Genomic DNA, 16,601 nt, shown 5'->3' on the forward strand with positions numbered 1-16,601 from the left:
ACCCGCAGAACCGGGGCCGCGCCCCCGGAGGGACGCGGCCTTCGGCGCACGGAGCGGGCCCGGGCCCCGGGTCAGCTTCCGTACACCGTGTTCACCCTTGCGGTGACGCGGTGGTCCGGTGATCCGGTGATCCGGTCACATGCCGGCGATCAGCTTCTCCACCCGGTCGTCGACGGAGCGGAACGGGTCCTTGCACAGGACCGTGCGCTGCGCCTGGTCGTTGAGCTTGAGGTGGACCCAGTCGACGGTGAAGTCCCGGCGCTGCTCCTGGGCTCGGCGGATGAAGTCGCCGCGGAGGCGGGCCCGGGTGGTCTGCGGGGGCACGGACTTGCCCTCGAAGATCTTCAGATCGTTGCAGATGCGGGCCGCCTGCCCGTTCTTCTGCAGCAGGTAGTACAGGCCGCGGCGGCGGTGGATGTCATGGTAGGCGAGGTCTATCTGCGCGACCCTCGGGTTCGACATGGTCATGTTGTGCTTGGCCCGGTACCGCTCGATGAGCTTGTACTTCATGACCCAGTCGATCTCGGTCTCGATGCGGTCCAGCTGCTCGGCCTCGATCGCGTCGAGCGTACGGCCCCAGAGCTCCAGGACCTGGGCGACGGTGCCGCTGCGGATGCCGCGCCGGTCGACGAAGTCCACGGCCTTCTCGTAGTACTCGCGCTGGACCTCCAGGGCGGAGGCCTCGCGGCCGCTGGCGAGCCGGACCTTGCGCTGGCCGGTGATGTCGTGGCTGACCTCTCGGATGGCCCGGATCGGGTTCTCCAGGGTCAGGTCGCGCATCACGGTGCCGGCCTCGATCATGCGGAGGACGAGGTCGGTGGCGCCGACCTTGAGCAGCATGGTCGTCTCGGACATGTTCGAGTCGCCGACGATGACGTGGAGCCTGCGGTAGCGCTCGGCGTCGGCGTGCGGCTCGTCCCGGGTGTTGATGATGGGGCGCGAGCGGGTGGTGGCGGAGCTGACGCCCTCCCAGATGTGCTCGGCGCGCTGGGAGACGCAGTAGACCGCGCCGCGCGGGGTCTGGAGGACCTTCCCCGCCCCGCAGATGAGCTGCCGGGTGACGAGGAAGGGAATGAGGATGTCCGCGAGCCGGGAGAACTCACCGTGGCGGGCGACGAGATAGTTCTCGTGGCAGCCGTAGGAGTTTCCGGCCGAGTCGGTGTTGTTCTTGAAGAGGTAGACGTCGCCCGCGATTCCCTCCTCGTGCAGGCGGCGTTCGGCGTCGACGAGCAGGCCTTCGAGAATGCGCTCGCCGGCCTTGTCGTGGGTGACCAGTTCGGTCACGTTGTCGCATTCCGGTGTGGCGTATTCCGGATGCGAACCCACGTCCAGGTACAGGCGGGCGCCGTTCCGCAGGAAGACATTGCTGCTGCGGCCCCATGACACGACACGGCGGAAGAGGTAGCGCGCCACTTCGTCAGGAGACAGTCGGCGCTGTCCCCTGAACGTGCACGTGACGCCGTACTCGTTCTCCAGCCCGAAAATGCGGCGGTCCATGACTGAACATTACGCCTGACGGCCTGTGCTGAAACCGGGTTGGACACTCACGTTCGGATCATTTTCCGATCAGGGCGTGTTCTTTTCGCCGTGCGCGGCGGCGGGAACGTCCGCGCCGGCGGCGTGTCGCGCCCCGGCACCGGGGGTTTCGGGGGCCGTGGAGGCGTCCAGGACGCGGGTAGTGGCGAGGAGGACGGCGAAGGCGACGAGGCCGCCCGCTCCGGCGACGGCGAAGCCGGACGCCGTTCCGGCGAGTTCGACGGCGGGTCCCGCGACGGCGGAGCCGAGGGCCGAGCCGACGCCGAAGGTGGTGACGAGCCAGGAGAAGGCCTCGGTGACGGTGCCGCGCGGCGCGTGCCGGTCGACGACCACGAAGGCGCAGGCGAGGGCGGGGGCCAGGAAGACGCCGGAGAGGACCGAGAAGCCCGTCATGGCCGCGGGGCCGGGGACGAGGACCAGCGGCAGGTAGCAGACCGCGAGGAGCAGGACGAGGGCGCGCAGGCGCCGCTCGGGCTCCCCGGCCCACTGCCGGGCGCCGTAGGCGACGCCGCCGAGGAGCGCGCCGAGGCCGAGCGCGGCCATCAGCCAGCCGTAGACGGCGGGGGTGCCGCGGTCGTCGGCGTAGGCGACGGCGGCGACGGTGATGGAGCCGAGGGCGAGGCCGACGAAGAAGAAGGAGCCGAGGAGGGCGAGGAGGCCGGGCGAGCGCAGGGCGCCCAGCCAGTGGGCCTCGCGGGGCGCGGAGCGCCAGGCGCGGGAGGGCTCGGAGAGGACGACGGCGAGGGCGCCGAGGACGCCCAGGGCGTTGATGACGAGGAGGGCGGCGGCGGGCGACCACAGGGAGACCAGGAGGGTCAGGAGGAGGGGCCCGGCGGTGAACATGACCTCCTGGGCGACCGCGTCGAGGGCATATGCGCGGTGGACCCGGTCCTCGCGGCCGAGGACGCTCGGCCACAGGGCCCGCAGTCCGCCCTCCAGGGGCGGGGTGAAGAGCCCCGCGAGGACGGCGGCGGCATAGGCGAGGCCGAGGTGGCCGATGCCGGTGAGGGCGAGCAGGAGCATTCCGAGGGCGGAGAGGACGGCGGCGGGCAGCTGGACCCGGGGCTGGCCCTTGAGGTCGACGGCCCGGCCGAGGAGGGGCTGGCCGAGGGCGGTGGCGACGCCGTAGGCGGCGATGAGGCCGCCGGCGAGGGTGTAGCTGCCGCCCTGGTCGCGGACGAAGAGGGTGAGGGCGACGGGGCCGACGGCATGGGGCAGGCGTCCCACGAGGGTGCCGGCGAGCAGCCGGGCCGCGTGCGGCGCCCGGAGTATGTCGAGATAGCCGCCGTGCGGCGGTGCCTCGGTGGCCATGTCGGTCTCCCCTCGCCCGGGATCCCCCGAGGTTTTACGTATAACGTGCGACGTCATACGTACCATGTCGGCTGTACGCGGGTCCACCCCGCGCCCCTGGGACCGTCCGACGCGGAGGCTTGTGTGCAGACCCCGGAGCCGCTCGGCGGCGCCCGCCCGACCAGCCGGGACGTCGCCCGGGCGGCGGGCGTCTCGCAGGCCACCGTCTCCCTGGTGCTCGGCGGCAAGTGGCGCGGCCGGGTCTCCGAGCGCACCGCGGGCGCCGTGCGGGAGGCCGCCCGGGAGCTCGGCTACCGGCCCAACCTGGCCGCCCGCAACCTCCGGCTCGGCCGCACCAGGACGGCCCTGCTCGTCGTCCCGGCCCTCACCAACGAGTTCTTCGCCCACGTCCACACGGGCGCCGCCGCGGCGGCGGCCCGGCACGGCTTCGGCGTCGTCCTCTACCCCTCCCCCGACGGCGTGGGCCCGGCCCGGGACCCCTTCGCCTCGGCGCAGGCCGCCCTCGACGGCGTGATCGCCTCCTCCATGGCGACCGACGCCCTGGACGCCTTCCGGGGCACCGACCTGCCGCTCGTCATGCTCGACAGCGACCCGGCCGGCACCGGCGCCGCCGCCCATGTGAACCTCGACGTCGCGGACGGGATGCGCCGGGTGACCGGGCACCTGCTCGGCCTCGGCCACCGCCGCTTCCTGCACCTGGCGTCCGCGGCCCCGTCCTGGACCTTCGACGTCCGGGCCGACGCGCTCGCCCGGGAGCTGCGCGGCACGGACGTGCGCACCGTGCGGTCGCCGCTGAACGTCGCGGACGCGCGGGAGGCGGCGGAGCGGGCCCTGACCGACTCCGGGCCCCGTCCCACGGCGGTGGTCTGCGACGACGACATCCTCGCGGCCGGCGTCTACAAGGCCGCGCGCCGGCTCGGGCTGCGCGTTCCCGAGGACCTGTCGGTCACCGGCTTCGACGACATGACCCTGGCCACGGTGGTGGAGCCCGGGCTCACCACCGTCCGGCTGCCCGCCGAGGAGTTCGGCCGACGGGGCATGGAGGCGCTCCTCGCCGTCCTCGCGGGCGAACCGCCCCGTCCGGAGACCCTTCCCGTCGCCCTGGTCCCCCGGGGCTCCTCCGGGCCCGCCCCGGCCGCCTGAGGCGCTTCCGGAAGCGGACGCGCCGAGGGGCCCCGGCCGCTCGCGCGCGCCGGGGCCCCTCGGACCGTGCCGTCTACTCCTCGGGAGCCTCGTCGGAGGGCTCGTCCGTCTTCGTCACCGCCGCGTCGTCCGCCTCCAGGAGGCGGGAGAGCTGCCGGCCGACGATCCGCTTGAACTTGCGCTGCTGCGGGCGCGTGCGGTCCAGGACCGCCACCTCCAGGCGCTCGGCGGGAATGTCCCGCTCGCTGCCGTTGGTGTCCCGCGAGAGCGCCTGCACGGCCAGCTTCAGGGCCTCGGCCAGGGACATGCCGTCCCGGTGCCGCTGGTCCAGGAAGGAGCTGATCTGCTCGGCGTTCCCGCCGACCGCGACCGAGCCGTGCTCGTCGACGATCGAGCCGTCGTGGGGCAGCCGGTAGATCTGGTCGCCCTCCGGCTCGGTGCCGACCTCGGCGACGACCAGCTCCACCTCGTACGGCTTCTCCCCCGCGCTGGAGAAGATGGTGCCGAGCGTCTGCGCGTAGACGTTGGCCAGGCCGCGCGCGGTGACGTCGTCCCGGTCGTAGGTGTACCCCCGCAGGTCGGCGTAGCGGACGCCGCCGATGCGCAGGTTCTCGTACTCGTTGTACTTGCCGGCGGCCGCGAAGCCGATCCGGTCGTAGATCTCGCTGAACTTGTGGAGGGCGCGGGACGGGTTCTCGCCGACGAAGACGATGCCGTCGGCGTACTGGAGGACGACGAGGCTGCGGCCCCGGGCGATGCCCTTGCGGGCGTACTCGGCCCGGTCGGCCATGGCCTGCTGGGGTGAGACGTAGAACGGAGTGGACACCGGCGGTCCGTCCCTTTCTTCTGGGCTTCTGGAGCGACGAGTGGTCAGAGCAGGGCGGCGCGCGGCCCGTCGGGCTGCTCGAGCCGTCGCTCGGTGATCGACCGGGCAAGCTCGGAGGACTCGGCCTCGGTGAGCCTGCGGAAGCCCTCGTCGGTGATGACGGTGACGATCGGGAAGATCCGGCGGGCCAGGTCCGGGCCGCCGGTCGCGGAGTCGTCGTCCGCCGCGTCGTACAGCGCCTGCACGACCAGCGTGGTGGCCTGCTGCTCGGTCAGGTCGTCGCGGTAGAGCTTCTTCATCGAGCCGCGCGCGAAGATCGAGCCCGAGCCGGTGGCGGCGAAGCCGTGCTCCTCGGAGCGGCCGCCGGTCACGTCGTAGGAGAAGATCCGGCCCTTCTCCCTGCCCTCGTCCCAGCCCGCGAAGAGCGGCACGACGGCGAGGCCCTGCATGGCCATGCCGAGGTTGCCGCGGATCATGGTGGAGAGGCGGTTCGCCTTGCCCTCCAGGGAGAGCGTCGCGCCCTCCACCTTCTCGAAGTGCTCCAGCTCCAGCTGGAACAGCTTGACCATCTCCACCGCGAGGCCGGCGGTGCCGGCGATGCCGACCGCGGAGTACTCGTCGGCCGGGAACACCTTCTCGATGTCCCGCTGCGCGATCATGTTGCCCATGGTGGCGCGGCGGTCGCCGGCGAGGACGACCCCGCCGGGGAACGTGGCGGCCACGATGGTCGTGCCGTGGGGGGCCTCGACGATGCCCTCCGGAAGCTTCCGGTTGCCGGGGAGCAGATCCGGCGAGTGCGCGGACAGGAAGTCCATGAACGAGGACGAGCCCGGCGTCAGGAAGGCCGCCGGCAGACGCCCGGTGCTACGAGGGTTGGCTTCCACGCGATTCCTTCCGGGTGGGAGAGTCGGCCCGCCGTGGGGAGCGCGGGCCGATCTTGCTTGCTGTGCACGGACCTTACCCGTGCCACGGCCTGTCACCCGTCCCCGGACCCGCGGCTTTCTCCGGGGCTCCGGGGACGGAGGACGACAGGTGCGCGAGGGGGCTACTCGCCGCCCTTCTGCACGAACGATCGAACGAAGTCCTCGGCGTTCTCCTCCAGGACGTCGTCGATCTCGTCTAGGACGGAGTCCACGTCCTCGCTCAGCTTCTCCTGGCGCTCCTGGAGGTCGGAGCTCGCCTCCGTGGTGGTCTCCTCGACCTCCTCCGTGGAGCGCGTCGCCTTCTGCTGTCCGCCGCCGGTGTCCTTGGTCGCCATATCCCTCACCCCGCTCGAATCGGCCCGCTCGGTTGAGTCCTTGCAAGATCAGACCCTATAGGTCGGGTCCGACTTCGGCCTCGTGGTTTCCACAACGCCCGGGCACTGTTTCCATGATTCCCAGTGCCGGGGCATTTCAGGCTCGTACCGGGCTCCCGGTTCAGTCGCCCGAGAGCACGCGCACCAGTTCCTCCGCCGTGCGGCAGCGGTCCAGGAGCGATTTCACGTGCGCCTTGGTGCCCCGGAGGGGCTCCAGGGTCGGGACGCGCTGGAGCGAGTCCCGGCCCGGCAGGTCGAAGATCACCGAGTCCCAGGAGGCCGCGGCGACGTCGTCGGCGTACTGCTCCAGACAGCGGCCCCGGAAGTAGGCGCGGGTGTCCTCGGGGGGTGCCGTCTCGGCCCGCTCGACCTCCGCCTCGTCCAGGAGCCGCTTCATGCGCCCGCGGGCCGCCAGGCGGTTGTAGAGACCCTTGTCGGGGCGCACGTCGGCGTACTGGAGGTCCACCAGGTGCAGCCGAGCGGCGTCCCAGTCCAGGCCGTCGCGGCGTCGGTAGCCCTCCATGAGCTCCCGCTTGGCGATCCAGTCGAGCTCGCCGGCCAGGCTCATGGGGTCGTTCTCCAGCCGGCCCAGGGTGTCCTCCCAGCGGGTCAGGACGTCCCTGGTCTGCTCGTCCGCGTCCGTGCCGTACCGCTCGTCCACGTACTTCCTGGCCAGCTCGAAGTACTCCATCTGGAGCTGTACGGCGGTGAGTGTCCGGCCGCTGCGGAGCGTGACCAGGTACTGGAGGGAGGGGTCGTGCGAGACCTGGTGGAGGGTGCGCACCGGCTGGTCGACGGCGAGGTCGACGGTGATGAAGCCGTCCTCGATCATCGACAGGACCAGCGAGGTGGTGCCCAGCTTGAGGTAGGTCGAGATCTCGGAGAGGTTCGCGTCGCCGATGATCACGTGCAGCCGGCGGTAGCGCTCGGCGTCGGCGTGCGGTTCGTCCCGGGTGTTGATGATGGGCCGTTTGAGGGTGGTCTCCAGGCCGACCTCGACCTCGAAGTAGTCGGCGCGCTGGCTGATCTGGAAGCCGTGCTCCCGCCCGTCCTGGCCGATGCCGACCCGTCCCGCGCCGGTGACGACCTGGCGGGAGACGAAGAAGGGGGTGAGGTGGCGCACGATGTCCGAGAAGGGGGTCTCCCGCTTCATCAGGTAGTTCTCGTGCGTGCCGTAGGACGCGCCCTTGTTGTCGGTGTTGTTCTTGTACAGGTGGATGGACTGGGCCCCGGGGAGCTGGGCGGCGCGCTCGGCGGCCTCGGCCATGATCCGCTCGCCGGCCTTGTCCCAGAGGACGGCGTCGCGGGGGTTGGTGACCTCCGGGGAGCTGTACTCCGGATGGGCGTGGTCCACGTAGAGCCGGGCACCGTTGGTGAGGATCACGTTGGCCAGGCCGATGTCCTCGTCGGTGAGCTGGCTGGAGTCGGCGGCCTCGCGGGCGAGGTCGAAGCCGCGGGCGTCCCGCAGCGGGTTCTCCTCCTCGAAGTCCCAGCGGGCGCGGCGCGCCCGGTGCATCGCCGCCGCGTAGGCGTTGACGATCTGGGACGAGGTGAGCATGGCATTGGCGTTCGGGTGTCCCGGAACGGAGATCCCGTACTCCGTCTCGATGCCCATTACTCGCCGTACGGTCATGCGGCCCTCCTTGCCCGGCGGCGCTCACTGTGCGCGACTCGGCGGTACCGAAGAGCCTAGATCGGCTCCGCGCTGGTGGGGAGATCGTTTGCGGTATTTCCCTGAGCCTGTGGTGCCGGGGGAAATGCTGGATGGAATGCGACGGCTGCGGATGCCCGGTTTCCGGACATCCGCAGCCGGTGGGCGTTCTACAGGTACTGACCGGTATTGGCCACCGTGTCGATGGAGCGCCCGGTGTCCGCACCCTGCTTTCCGGTGACGAGCGTGCGGATGAACACGATCCGCTCGCCCTTCTTTCCGGAGATGCGGGCCCAGTCGTCGGGGTTGGTGGTGTTGGGCAGGTCCTCGTTCTCCTTGAACTCGTCCACGCACGCCTGGAGGAGGTGGGAGACCCGGATGCCCTTCTGGTTGTGGTCGAGGAAGGCCTTGATGGCCATCTTCTTGGCCCGGTCGACGATGTTCTGGATCATCGCGCCGGAGTTGAAGTCCTTGAAGTACAGGACTTCCTTGTCGCCGTTGGCGTACGTGACTTCGAGGAAGCGGTTCTCCTCGGACTCCGCGTACATCTGCTCGACCACGGACTGGATCATTCCGTGGGCCGCGGCGGCCTTCGATCCCGCGTGCTCGGAGACGTCGTCCTCGTGCAGCGGCAGGTTGCCCGTGAGGTACTTCGCGAAGATGTCCTTCGCCGCCTCCGCGTCCGGACGCTCGATCTTGATCTTGACGTCGAGCCGGCCGGGCCGCAGGATCGCGGGGTCGATCATGTCCTCGCGGTTGGAGGCGCCGATGACGATGACGTTCTCCAGGCCCTCCACGCCGTCGATCTCGGCGAGCAGCTGCGGGACGATGGTGTTCTCCACGTCCGAGCTGACACCGGATCCGCGGGTGCGGAAGAGGGATTCCATCTCGTCGAAGAAGACGATGACGGGGGTCCCCTCGCTCGCCTTCTCCCGCGCACGCTGGAAGACGAGGCGGATGTGCCGCTCGGTCTCGCCGACGTACTTGTTGAGGAGCTCGGGGCCCTTGATGTTGAGGAAGTAGGACTTCCCCGCGGGCTGACCGGTCACCTCGGCGACCTTCTTGGCCAGGGAGTTGGCCACGGCCTTCGCGATCAGCGTCTTGCCGCAGCCGGGCGGGCCGTAGAGCAGGATGCCCTTCGGCGGCCGCAGTTCGTGCTCCTTGAAGAGGTCCGGGTAGAGGTACGGGAGCTCGACCGCGTCGCGGATCAGCTCGATCTGGTTGCCCAGACCGCCGATCTTCTCGTAGTCGACGTCCGGGACCTCTTCGAGGACGAGCTCTTCGACCTCGCTCTTGGGGACCACTTCGTAGACGTAGCCGGACCGGGGGTCGAGCAGCAGGGCGTCGCCGGAGCGGATGGTGACGTCCAGCAGGGGCTCGGCGAGCCTCACCACCCTCTCCTCGTCCGTGTGCCCGACCACCAGGGCGCGCTCGCCGTCCTCCAGGATCTCCTTGAGGGTGACGATGTCGCCGGCGCGCTCGAACTCCATGGCCTCGACCACGTTGAGCGCTTCGTTGAGCATGACCTCCTGGCCGCGCTTGAGCTCTTCGAGCTCGATGCTCGGGCTGACGTTCACCCGGAGCTTGCGACCACCGGTGAAGATGTCGCACGTGCCGTCCTCGTTGGCCTGCAGGAAGACACCGAAGCCGGCCGGCGGCTGCGCGAGCCGGTCGACCTCCTCCTTGAGGGCCACGATCTGGTCGCGGGCCTCACGGAGCGTGTTCGCCAGACGTTCGTTCTGCGCGGACACGCCGGCCAGGTTGGTCTGCAGCTCGACGATCCGCTCTTCGAGAATCCTCGTGTGACGCGGAGAGTCGGCGAGCTTGCGGCGCAGGACGGCGATTTCCTGCTCGAGATAGGCAACCTGGCCGGCGGGGTCTTCAGACCCCCGCCCCGGCCGGATGCCGCGGTTGATGTCGTCGTCGTGGGCTGCCACGGTCCTCACCTCCTCCAAGGGGAGCTGGACGCTTCCTGACCCTACCTGCGTGGGTGGTGATTGAAACCCCTAGATCAAAAAGACTCCGGGGTGTGTCCGATCTTCACCCTTGCGCTTCCCCTCTCGCCAGGGGAATACCCACCCTTCACCATCTGAAAGCGGGCGGTTGTATCGTCGTTACCGGCCAACACCCGCCAAGGGTGGCCCGACTTAACGCGCGAAGCAGAAACGGCAGGAGACATGACCGTGCAGAACGAGGCCCCGGCGACGGGCGCCGGCGAGGCGCTGGAGGTCTGGATCGACCAGGACCTGTGCACGGGGGACGGGATCTGCGCGCAGTACGCTCCCGAGGTCTTCGAGCTGGACATCGACGGGCTCGCTTATGTGAAGAGCGCCGACGACGAGCTCCTCCAGGACACCGGTGCCACCGCCCCGGTGCCGCTGCCGCTGCTCCAGGACGTGGTGGACTCCGCGAAGGAGTGCCCGGGCGACTGCATCCACGTGCGCCGGGTCGCGGACAAGGTCGAGGTGTACGGCCCCGACGCGGAGTGACGGGTCAGGCGCCGCGCGCCTCGTCCTGCCCGGCGCGGACGAAGGCGCCGCCCTTCCAGCGCCAGCTGACCTGCTCCTTCTCGTCCGGGCAGCAGCGGGGCACGTCGAGGGACGAGTAGCCGAGGAGGGTGGCGAGCACCGCCCCGTCGCGTACGGCGAGCTCGGTGACGCTGCGGTGCCGGTCCGGTGCGACGAGCGTGGCCACCACGCGCGCGGGTGCCTCCGCCCCCTTGCCGCGGGTGAGGACGTAGACGCCGCTCGGCGGGGTGCCGGAGCCGGCTTCGCAGTGCACGACCGCAACGGTCTCGGGGTTCCCGTCGCCGTCGAGGTCCCCGGAGACCCGTTTGGCGACCGTATGGGAGCCTCCTCCGCATTCCAGGGGGTACGCGACTCCGGCGGCCTCGGGAGCGGCCGCCGGGCGCGGGGCGGCGGCGGCCGTGGCGGCGGTGGTCCCGGCGGGGCCGGGCTGGAGGAGTCCCGCGAGGGCGACGACCGCGGCGGTCGCGGTGGCGGTGGCCAGCCAGTGCATCGGCCCGGCGTGGGTGTGCGCGAGGTCGGTGAGGTCCGGGGCGGCGGGGAGCTGCACGCGAGACGTCTCCTGTGGGGTGGTGCGGCGAGGGTTTCCGGCATCGTGCCACACGTCACAGGGGGACGGAACACGTGGGGTGAGCGGCGGACGGCCGCCTCGCGGGGGCTCGAACATGAGGACGCCGCCGCCGAGTTCCGCCCGGGGCGGGAACTCGGCGGCGGCGTGCCGCGGGTGTCGGGACGTCAGCCCTTGTTGGGGCCCTCGTAGTCCTCGCCGTAGGCGCCCTTGGCGGGGCGGCGGCGGCGCATCGGGGGTTCGACCCCGTCCGCGAGGCGGCGGGCGGTGACGAGGAAGCCGGTGTGGCCGATCATGCGGTGGTCGGGGCGGACGGCGAGGCCCTCCACGTGCCAGTTGCGGATCATGGACTCCCAGGGCTGCGGCTCGGCGTAGCAGCCGAACTCGCGGATGGACTCCACGGTGCGGGCGAGCTGGGTGGTGGTCGCCACGTAGCAGCAGAGGATGCCGCCGGGGACGAGGGCCTTGGAGACGGCCTCCAGGCACTCCCAGGGGGCGAGCATGTCCAGGATGACGCGGTCGACGTCGGTGTCGGACAGGTTGTCCTGGAGGTCGCCGACGGTCAGCTGCCACGCGGGGTGGGGGCCGCCGAAGTAGCGCTCGACGTTGCCCTTCGCGATCTCGGCGAAGTCCTCGCGGCGCTCGTAGGAGTGCAGCATGCCGCTGTCGCCGATGGCGCGCAGGAGGAAGCTGCTCAGCGAGCCCGAGCCCACCCCGGCCTCCACGACGCGCGCACCGGGGAAGATGTCGGCGAAGGCCAGGATCTGCCCCGCGTCCTTGGGGTAGACCACGGCGGCGCCGCGGGGCATGGACAGGACGTAGTCGGGGAGCAGGGGGCGCAGCGCGAGGTAGGCGACGTTTCCGGTGGTGCGGACAACGCTGCCCTCGGGGGCGCCGATCAGTTCGTCGTGCGGGAAGGAACCCTTGTGGGTGTGGAAGTTCTTTCCCTCTTCGAGCGTGAACGTGTAGTGACGGCCCTTGGGGTCGGTCAGCTGAACCTGGTCCCCGACCTTGAAGGGCCCGCGTCGGCGGGCGGCACCGGTCGGTTCGGACATACGAGCAGGATACCGGGGTTACGAGCCGGGTCGTGCCATGGCCCTGACGAAGGCCCGTTCGACGTCCGCGGTGGACAGGACGCCGTAGATCTCGCCGGTCTCCTCGACCACCAGGTACTCGGTGGCCGGGCTGGCGCGGAGGTGGTCGAGGAGGGGCTGTCCGGTGAGCTCAGCCGGGACCCGCATGCCGTCGGCGAGGTCCTGGGAGAGGGCGCTGACGGCGACCCAGGGGCGCCGGTGCTGGGGCACGGCGGCGATGGCGGCCTCGCGGACGATGCCGGTGGGCTCGCCGGTGCCGTCGACTACGACCAGGGCGCGGGCGCCCGCCTCGTTGGCCCGGCGGAGGGCCTCGGAGAGCGGGGTGGCGGGCTCCACGGGGATGGCGCGCCGGGTGAGGGAGCGGGCGCCGAGCCCGGGCAGGTGCTCGCGCAGCCGGGCCATGCGGAGGCTGTTGCCGGCGCCGGTCCAGATGATGGCGGCGAGGATCGCGGCGAGCAGGGCGTCGGTGACGGTGTCGAAGCCGCTGATGTCCTCGGTGGAGTTGCCGAGGATTCCGGTGCGGGTCAGCAGGGGCAGGCCGACGAGGACGAGGACGGCGAGGGCGCGGCCGACCCAGGCGGCGGCGACGGTGCCGCTCATGGGCTTGCCGGTGATCTTCCAGATGACGGCGCGGAGCATCCGGCCGCCGTCGAGCGGGAGGCCGGGGAGGAGGTTGAAGGCTGCGACGATCAGGTTGGAGATCATCAGGCCGGCGAGGAGGACGCCGGGGACGGTGCCGGGCTCGACGGCGTACAGGGAGAGGTAGAACAGGCCGGCGAGGACGAGGGAGAGGAGGGGGCCGACGAAGGCGAGGACGAACTCGCGGCCGGGGGTCTCGCTCTCCTTCTCGATCTCGGAGACGCCGCCGAAGAACTGGAGCTGGATGCGGCGCACGGGCAGCTTGAAGCGGAGCGCGGCGATCGTGTGGGCCAGCTCGTGGACGAGCACGGAGGCGTAGAAGGCGACCGCGAAGAAGAGGGAGACGAGGTAGCGGGCGGCGCCGAGGTCGGGCAGGACGCGTTCGATCTGGTCGCCGAAGACCCAGGTGATGAGGGCGGCGACCAGGAACCAGCTGGGGGCGACGTAGACGGGCACGCCGAAGGGCCGGCCCATGAGGATGCCTCCGCCGGGCTCCTCGGTCCGCTGCGGCTTGGGCTCGTCCTGGTTCACGGGTTCCTTTCGTCGCGCCGGTGTGACCCGCGTCGGTGCGTCACGGTTCGATCATGCAGTGCGACGGGGTCCCGGGTCGATGGTATGCGGCCGGTTGTCGGTGGCGGGTCGTAGGGTCGGGGTCATGAGTACGAGCGAGCGGGTGCCGGTGGAGCCGAGGCCACCCATGTCGTTGTCGCCCTCGCGGGCGAGCGATTTCATGCAGTGTCCGCTGCTGTACCGGTTCCGGGTGATCGACCGGCTGCCGGAGAAGCCGAGTGCGGCGGCGACCCGGGGCACGCTGGTGCACGCCGTCCTCGAGCGGCTCTTCGACGATCCGGCGGCGGAGCGGACGGCGCCGCGGGCGAAGGCGATGGTGCCGGGGCAGTGGGAGCGGCTGCTCGCGTCGAAGCCGGAGCTGGGCGAGCTGTTCGCGGAGGACCCGGACGGGGAGCGGCTGGCGGGCTGGCTGGGCGAGGCGGAGCGGTTGGTCGAGCGGTGGTTCACGCTGGAGGACCCGACGCGCCTGGAGCCGGCCGAGCGCGAGCTGTTCGTGGAGACGGAGCTGGATTCGGGGCTGCGGCTGCGCGGGGTGATCGACCGGATCGACGTGGCGCCCTCGGGCGACGTGCGGATCGTCGACTACAAGACGGGCAAGGCGCCCCGGCCGGAGTACCGGGACGGCGCGCTGTTCCAGATGACCTTCTACGCGCTGGTGGTCCGGCGGCTGAAGGGGGTGGTCCCGAGGCGGCTCCAGTTGGTGTACCTGGGCAGCGGGGAGGTGCTGACGTACGACCCGGTGGAGGCGGACCTGCTGCGGGTGGAGCGGAAGCTGCTCGCGCTGTGGGAGGCGATCCGGCTGGCGACGGAGACGGGCGACTGGCGGCCGCGGCCGACGAAGCTGTGCGGCTGGTGCGACCACCAGGCGGTCTGTCCGGAGTTCGGCGGGACTCCCCCGGTCTATCCGCTGGAGATCGTTTCGGTGCGGCCGCCGGAGTCGGGCGAATCCGGGCAGGGCAGAATGGACCCGGCCCCGCCCGCACCGTAGGGGCCCGCCCGTACCTCGGGGGCCGGCCCGCGCCCCCGTGGGTCCAGCACCGTGAGTCCAGCCCCGTGAAGGAGCCCCCGTGACGATCCGCGTCCTCCTGGTCGACGATCAGCCGCTGCTGCGCACCGGCTTCCGGATGATTCTGGAGGCGGAGCAGGACATCGCGGTGGTGGGTGAGGCCGGGGACGGTCTCCAGGCGCAGGAGCAGGTGCGCGCCCTCCAGCCGGACGTGGTGCTCATGGACATCCGGATGCCGCGGATGGACGGGGTGGAGGCGACCCGGCAGATCACGGGTCCGGGGCGGGACGGTCCGGCGAAGGTGCTGGTCCTGACCACCTTCGACCTGGACGAGTACGTGGTGGAGGCGCTGCGGGCCGGTGCGAGCGGCTTCCTCCTGAAGGACGCTCCGGCGAACGAGCTGGTGCAGGCGATCCGGGTGGTGGCCGCGGGCGAGGCGATGCTGGCGCCGTCGATCACGCGCCGGCTGCTCGACAAGTACTCGGCGCACCTGCCGACGGGCGAGGAGCAGGTCCCGGACACGCTCGGTACCCTGACCGACCGCGAGGTGGAGGTGCTGAAGCTGGTGGCTCGGGGCCTGTCGAACGCGGAGATCGCCGCGGACCTGTTCGTCAGCGAGACGACGGTGAAGACGCACGTGGGGCACGTGCTGACGAAGCTGCGGCTGCGGGACCGGGTGCAGGCGGCGGTGTACGCGTACGAGAGCGGTCTGGTGCGGCCCGGCGGCAACCAGTAGCGGCGCGGACGGACGACGGGAGGGGCCCGGCGCACCCGCGCCGGGCCCCTCTCGTCGTGGGGGACACGTGTCTCCGTCAGCTCTTGCGGAGCTCCCAGAAGCGGAAGACGGTCGAGGCGTCGAGGGTCCATTCGAGGCCGGTGACGCCCGTGCGGGAGACGGCGTACTGCTTGCCCTGCCAGAGCGGCAGCATGGGCAGTTCCTCGGCGACGATGTCCTGGAGCCTGCCGTACTCGTCGGTGGTGGAGGCGCGGTCGGCCGCGGCGGCCGTCTTCGGGAGGAGGGCGCCGGTGATGGCGGCGTTCTCGTAGTGGTTGCCGAGGACGTTGTCCTCGCCGAAGAAGGGGGCGGTGAAGTTGTCGGGGTCGGGGTAGTCGGGGACCCAGCCCTTGACGTAGACGCCGTACTTGCCGGCCGCGACGTCCTTCTCGTACTGCTCGAAGGCGACGGACTTGACGTCGGCCTCGAAGAGGCCGCTGGCGTTGAGCTGGCCGGCGATGGCCTTGAGCTCCTGGTCGGTGGAGGGGCCGTAGCGGCTGGGGGTGGACCAGAGGGTGAGCTTCACCTTGTCGGTGACGCCGGCGGCGCGCAGGGCCTTCTTCGCCTTGGCCGTGTCGGGGGTGCCGTAGGTGTCGTAGAAGGCGGTGTTGTGGCCGGTGATGCCGGCCGGGACGATCGAGTAGAGCGGGGTGGCGGTCGACTTGTAGACGTCCTCGACGAGCGCCTCGCGGTCGACGAGGTGGGCGATGGCCTGCCGGACGCCGAGCTTGCCGACGACCGGGTCCTTCATGTTGAAGACGAGGTGCTGGACCTCGGCGCTGCTGCCCTGGACGACCTCGATGCCCCGGTCGTCGGTGGTCTCGGAGGTCTCCAGGGTGGCGATGTCGTCGGCGGAGAGGCCCCGGTAGGCCACGTCGACCTGGTCGTCGGCGAGGGCCTTGGCGAGGGCGGCGCGGTCGCCGCGGTAGAGCTTGAGGGTGACCGACTCGCTCTTGCGCTCGGCCTCGCCGCGGTAGCCGGTGTTGCCGGAGAAGGTGGCCTCGGTGTCGCTGAGGGAGTCCAGCTTGTACGGGCCGGAGCCGATGGCCCTGCCGTCGGTGCGCAGCGCGTCGGCGGGGTACTCGCGGTGGTCGACGATGGAGCCGGCGCCGGAGGCGATCTTGCTGGGGAAGGTGGCGTCCGGGACCTTGAGGCGGAAGACGACGGTCTTCTCGTCGGGGGTCTCGATGGTGTCGATGCCGGCGAGCAGGGGCGCCGGGCCGTTCGGGTCGGCGATCTTGATGGCCCGCTCGAAGGAGTACTTGACGTCCTCCGAGGTCAGCTTGTTGCCGTTGGAGAAGGTGAGGCCGTCCCGCAGGGTGCAGGTGTAGACCTTGCTGCCGGCGGAGAAGGCGCACTCGTCGGCGGCGTCGGGCTCGGGTTCGAGGCCGCCCTTGGGGAAGGTCAGGAGGGACTGGAAGACGTTGTTGAACAGCAGCCAGGAGCCGGGGTCGTAGCCGGCCGCCGGATCGGTGGCAAGGATCTCGTCGGACATGCCGACGCGTATGCCGTCGCCGGAGCCGCCGGAGCCGCCGCCCTGTTCGGTGCCGCAGCCGCTGAGGAGGGCGGCGGACAGGCCGGCGGCGAGCGGGGCCGTCAGCCACTTGTTGTGTGCCTTCACAGTCGTGCCTCTTGATCTCTTGCCATGACCGGCCGCGCG

At 71.0% G+C, this 16,601-nt stretch carries 15 protein-coding genes; 4 read left to right on the forward strand and 11 right to left on the reverse strand.

Annotation, left to right across the window (positions count from 1 at the left end; all coding sequences use genetic code 11):
* Positions 1 to 135: 135 nt before the first annotated feature.
* The gene (gene pafA / locus OO47_RS04415) at positions 136 to 1,497 is read right to left on the reverse strand and encodes a Pup--protein ligase (protein ID WP_030213106.1); all 1,362 of its coding nucleotides are present in this window, start codon (positions 1,495 to 1,497) and stop codon (positions 136 to 138) included.
* A gap of 69 nt (positions 1,498 to 1,566) precedes the next feature.
* Positions 1,567 to 2,847 carry an MFS transporter gene (locus OO47_RS04420; RefSeq protein WP_030213103.1) on the reverse strand — a complete coding sequence of 427 codons (1,281 nt, stop codon included), beginning with the start codon at positions 2,845 to 2,847 and terminating at the stop codon, positions 1,567 to 1,569.
* A 123-nt stretch (positions 2,848 to 2,970) separates the two neighbouring features.
* Between OO47_RS04420 and OO47_RS04425 the strand changes: the two genes are divergently transcribed.
* Positions 2,971 to 3,990 carry a LacI family DNA-binding transcriptional regulator gene (locus OO47_RS04425; RefSeq protein WP_030213100.1) on the forward strand — a complete coding sequence of 340 codons (1,020 nt, stop codon included), beginning with the start codon at positions 2,971 to 2,973 and terminating at the stop codon, positions 3,988 to 3,990.
* Positions 3,991 to 4,063: 73 nt separating this feature from the next.
* Here the strand turns inward: OO47_RS04425 and prcA are convergent, their stop codons facing one another.
* From prcA to arc, 5 genes are all read right to left on the reverse strand, one after another.
* Positions 4,064 to 4,816 carry a proteasome subunit alpha gene (gene prcA / locus OO47_RS04430; protein WP_030213097.1) on the reverse strand — a complete coding sequence of 251 codons (753 nt, stop codon included), beginning with the start codon at positions 4,814 to 4,816 and terminating at the stop codon, positions 4,064 to 4,066.
* 44 nt (positions 4,817 to 4,860) lie between these two features.
* Positions 4,861 to 5,700: a proteasome subunit beta gene (prcB, locus tag OO47_RS04435; RefSeq protein ID WP_030213094.1), complete on the reverse strand. Its 840-nt coding sequence runs from the start codon at positions 5,698 to 5,700 to the stop codon at positions 4,861 to 4,863.
* Between the two features lie 161 nt (positions 5,701 to 5,861).
* A complete protein-coding gene (locus tag OO47_RS04440; protein ID WP_030213091.1) occupies positions 5,862 to 6,074 on the reverse strand; it encodes a ubiquitin-like protein Pup in 213 nt (70 codons plus the stop codon).
* Positions 6,075 to 6,234: 160 nt separating this feature from the next.
* Positions 6,235 to 7,746, reverse strand: a complete 1,512-nt coding sequence (dop, locus tag OO47_RS04445; protein ID WP_033208071.1) for a depupylase/deamidase Dop — start codon at positions 7,744 to 7,746, stop codon at positions 6,235 to 6,237.
* A 188-nt stretch (positions 7,747 to 7,934) separates the two neighbouring features.
* Positions 7,935 to 9,701 carry a proteasome ATPase gene (gene arc / locus OO47_RS04450; RefSeq protein WP_030213088.1) on the reverse strand — a complete coding sequence of 589 codons (1,767 nt, stop codon included), beginning with the start codon at positions 9,699 to 9,701 and terminating at the stop codon, positions 7,935 to 7,937.
* Between the two features lie 240 nt (positions 9,702 to 9,941).
* Here arc and OO47_RS04455 point away from each other — a divergent pair, with 240 nt between their 5' ends.
* The gene (locus OO47_RS04455) at positions 9,942 to 10,253 is read left to right on the forward strand and encodes a ferredoxin (protein ID WP_030213086.1); all 312 of its coding nucleotides are present in this window, start codon (positions 9,942 to 9,944) and stop codon (positions 10,251 to 10,253) included.
* A 4-nt stretch (positions 10,254 to 10,257) separates the two neighbouring features.
* Here the strand turns inward: OO47_RS04455 and OO47_RS04460 are convergent, their stop codons facing one another.
* The 3 genes from OO47_RS04460 to OO47_RS04470 form a co-directional block, all read right to left on the reverse strand.
* A complete protein-coding gene (locus OO47_RS04460; protein ID WP_030213084.1) occupies positions 10,258 to 10,839 on the reverse strand; it encodes a hypothetical protein in 582 nt (193 codons plus the stop codon).
* A gap of 185 nt (positions 10,840 to 11,024) precedes the next feature.
* Complete coding sequence (locus OO47_RS04465; RefSeq protein WP_015032448.1) at positions 11,025 to 11,912, reverse strand: tRNA (adenine-N1)-methyltransferase; 888 nt, start codon at positions 11,910 to 11,912, stop codon at positions 11,025 to 11,027.
* An 18-nt stretch (positions 11,913 to 11,930) separates the two neighbouring features.
* Positions 11,931 to 13,064 (reverse strand): site-2 protease family protein, encoded by a 1,134-nt coding sequence (locus tag OO47_RS04470; RefSeq protein ID WP_234323082.1) that lies wholly within the window; start codon positions 13,062 to 13,064, stop codon positions 11,931 to 11,933.
* Between the two features lie 181 nt (positions 13,065 to 13,245).
* Between OO47_RS04470 and OO47_RS04475 the strand changes: the two genes are divergently transcribed.
* Both OO47_RS04475 and OO47_RS04480 read left to right on the forward strand, forming a co-directional pair.
* On the forward strand, positions 13,246 to 14,148 hold the full coding sequence (locus tag OO47_RS04475) for a RecB family exonuclease (RefSeq protein WP_234323080.1): 903 nt from the start codon (positions 13,246 to 13,248) through the stop codon (positions 14,146 to 14,148).
* 79 nt (positions 14,149 to 14,227) lie between these two features.
* Positions 14,228 to 14,902, forward strand: a complete 675-nt coding sequence (locus OO47_RS04480; protein WP_030213079.1) for a response regulator — start codon at positions 14,228 to 14,230, stop codon at positions 14,900 to 14,902.
* Positions 14,903 to 14,978: 76 nt separating this feature from the next.
* Here the strand turns inward: OO47_RS04480 and OO47_RS04485 are convergent, their stop codons facing one another.
* Entirely contained in the window at positions 14,979 to 16,562 is a 1,584-nt protein-coding gene (locus OO47_RS04485) for an ABC transporter substrate-binding protein (protein ID WP_030213077.1), read from the reverse strand.
* Positions 16,563 to 16,601: the final 39 nt, after the last annotated feature.

The organism is Streptomyces bikiniensis (assembly GCF_000716625.1).
In the GTDB taxonomy this organism is placed as follows: Bacteria; Actinomycetota; Actinomycetes; order Streptomycetales; family Streptomycetaceae; genus Streptomyces; species Streptomyces bikiniensis.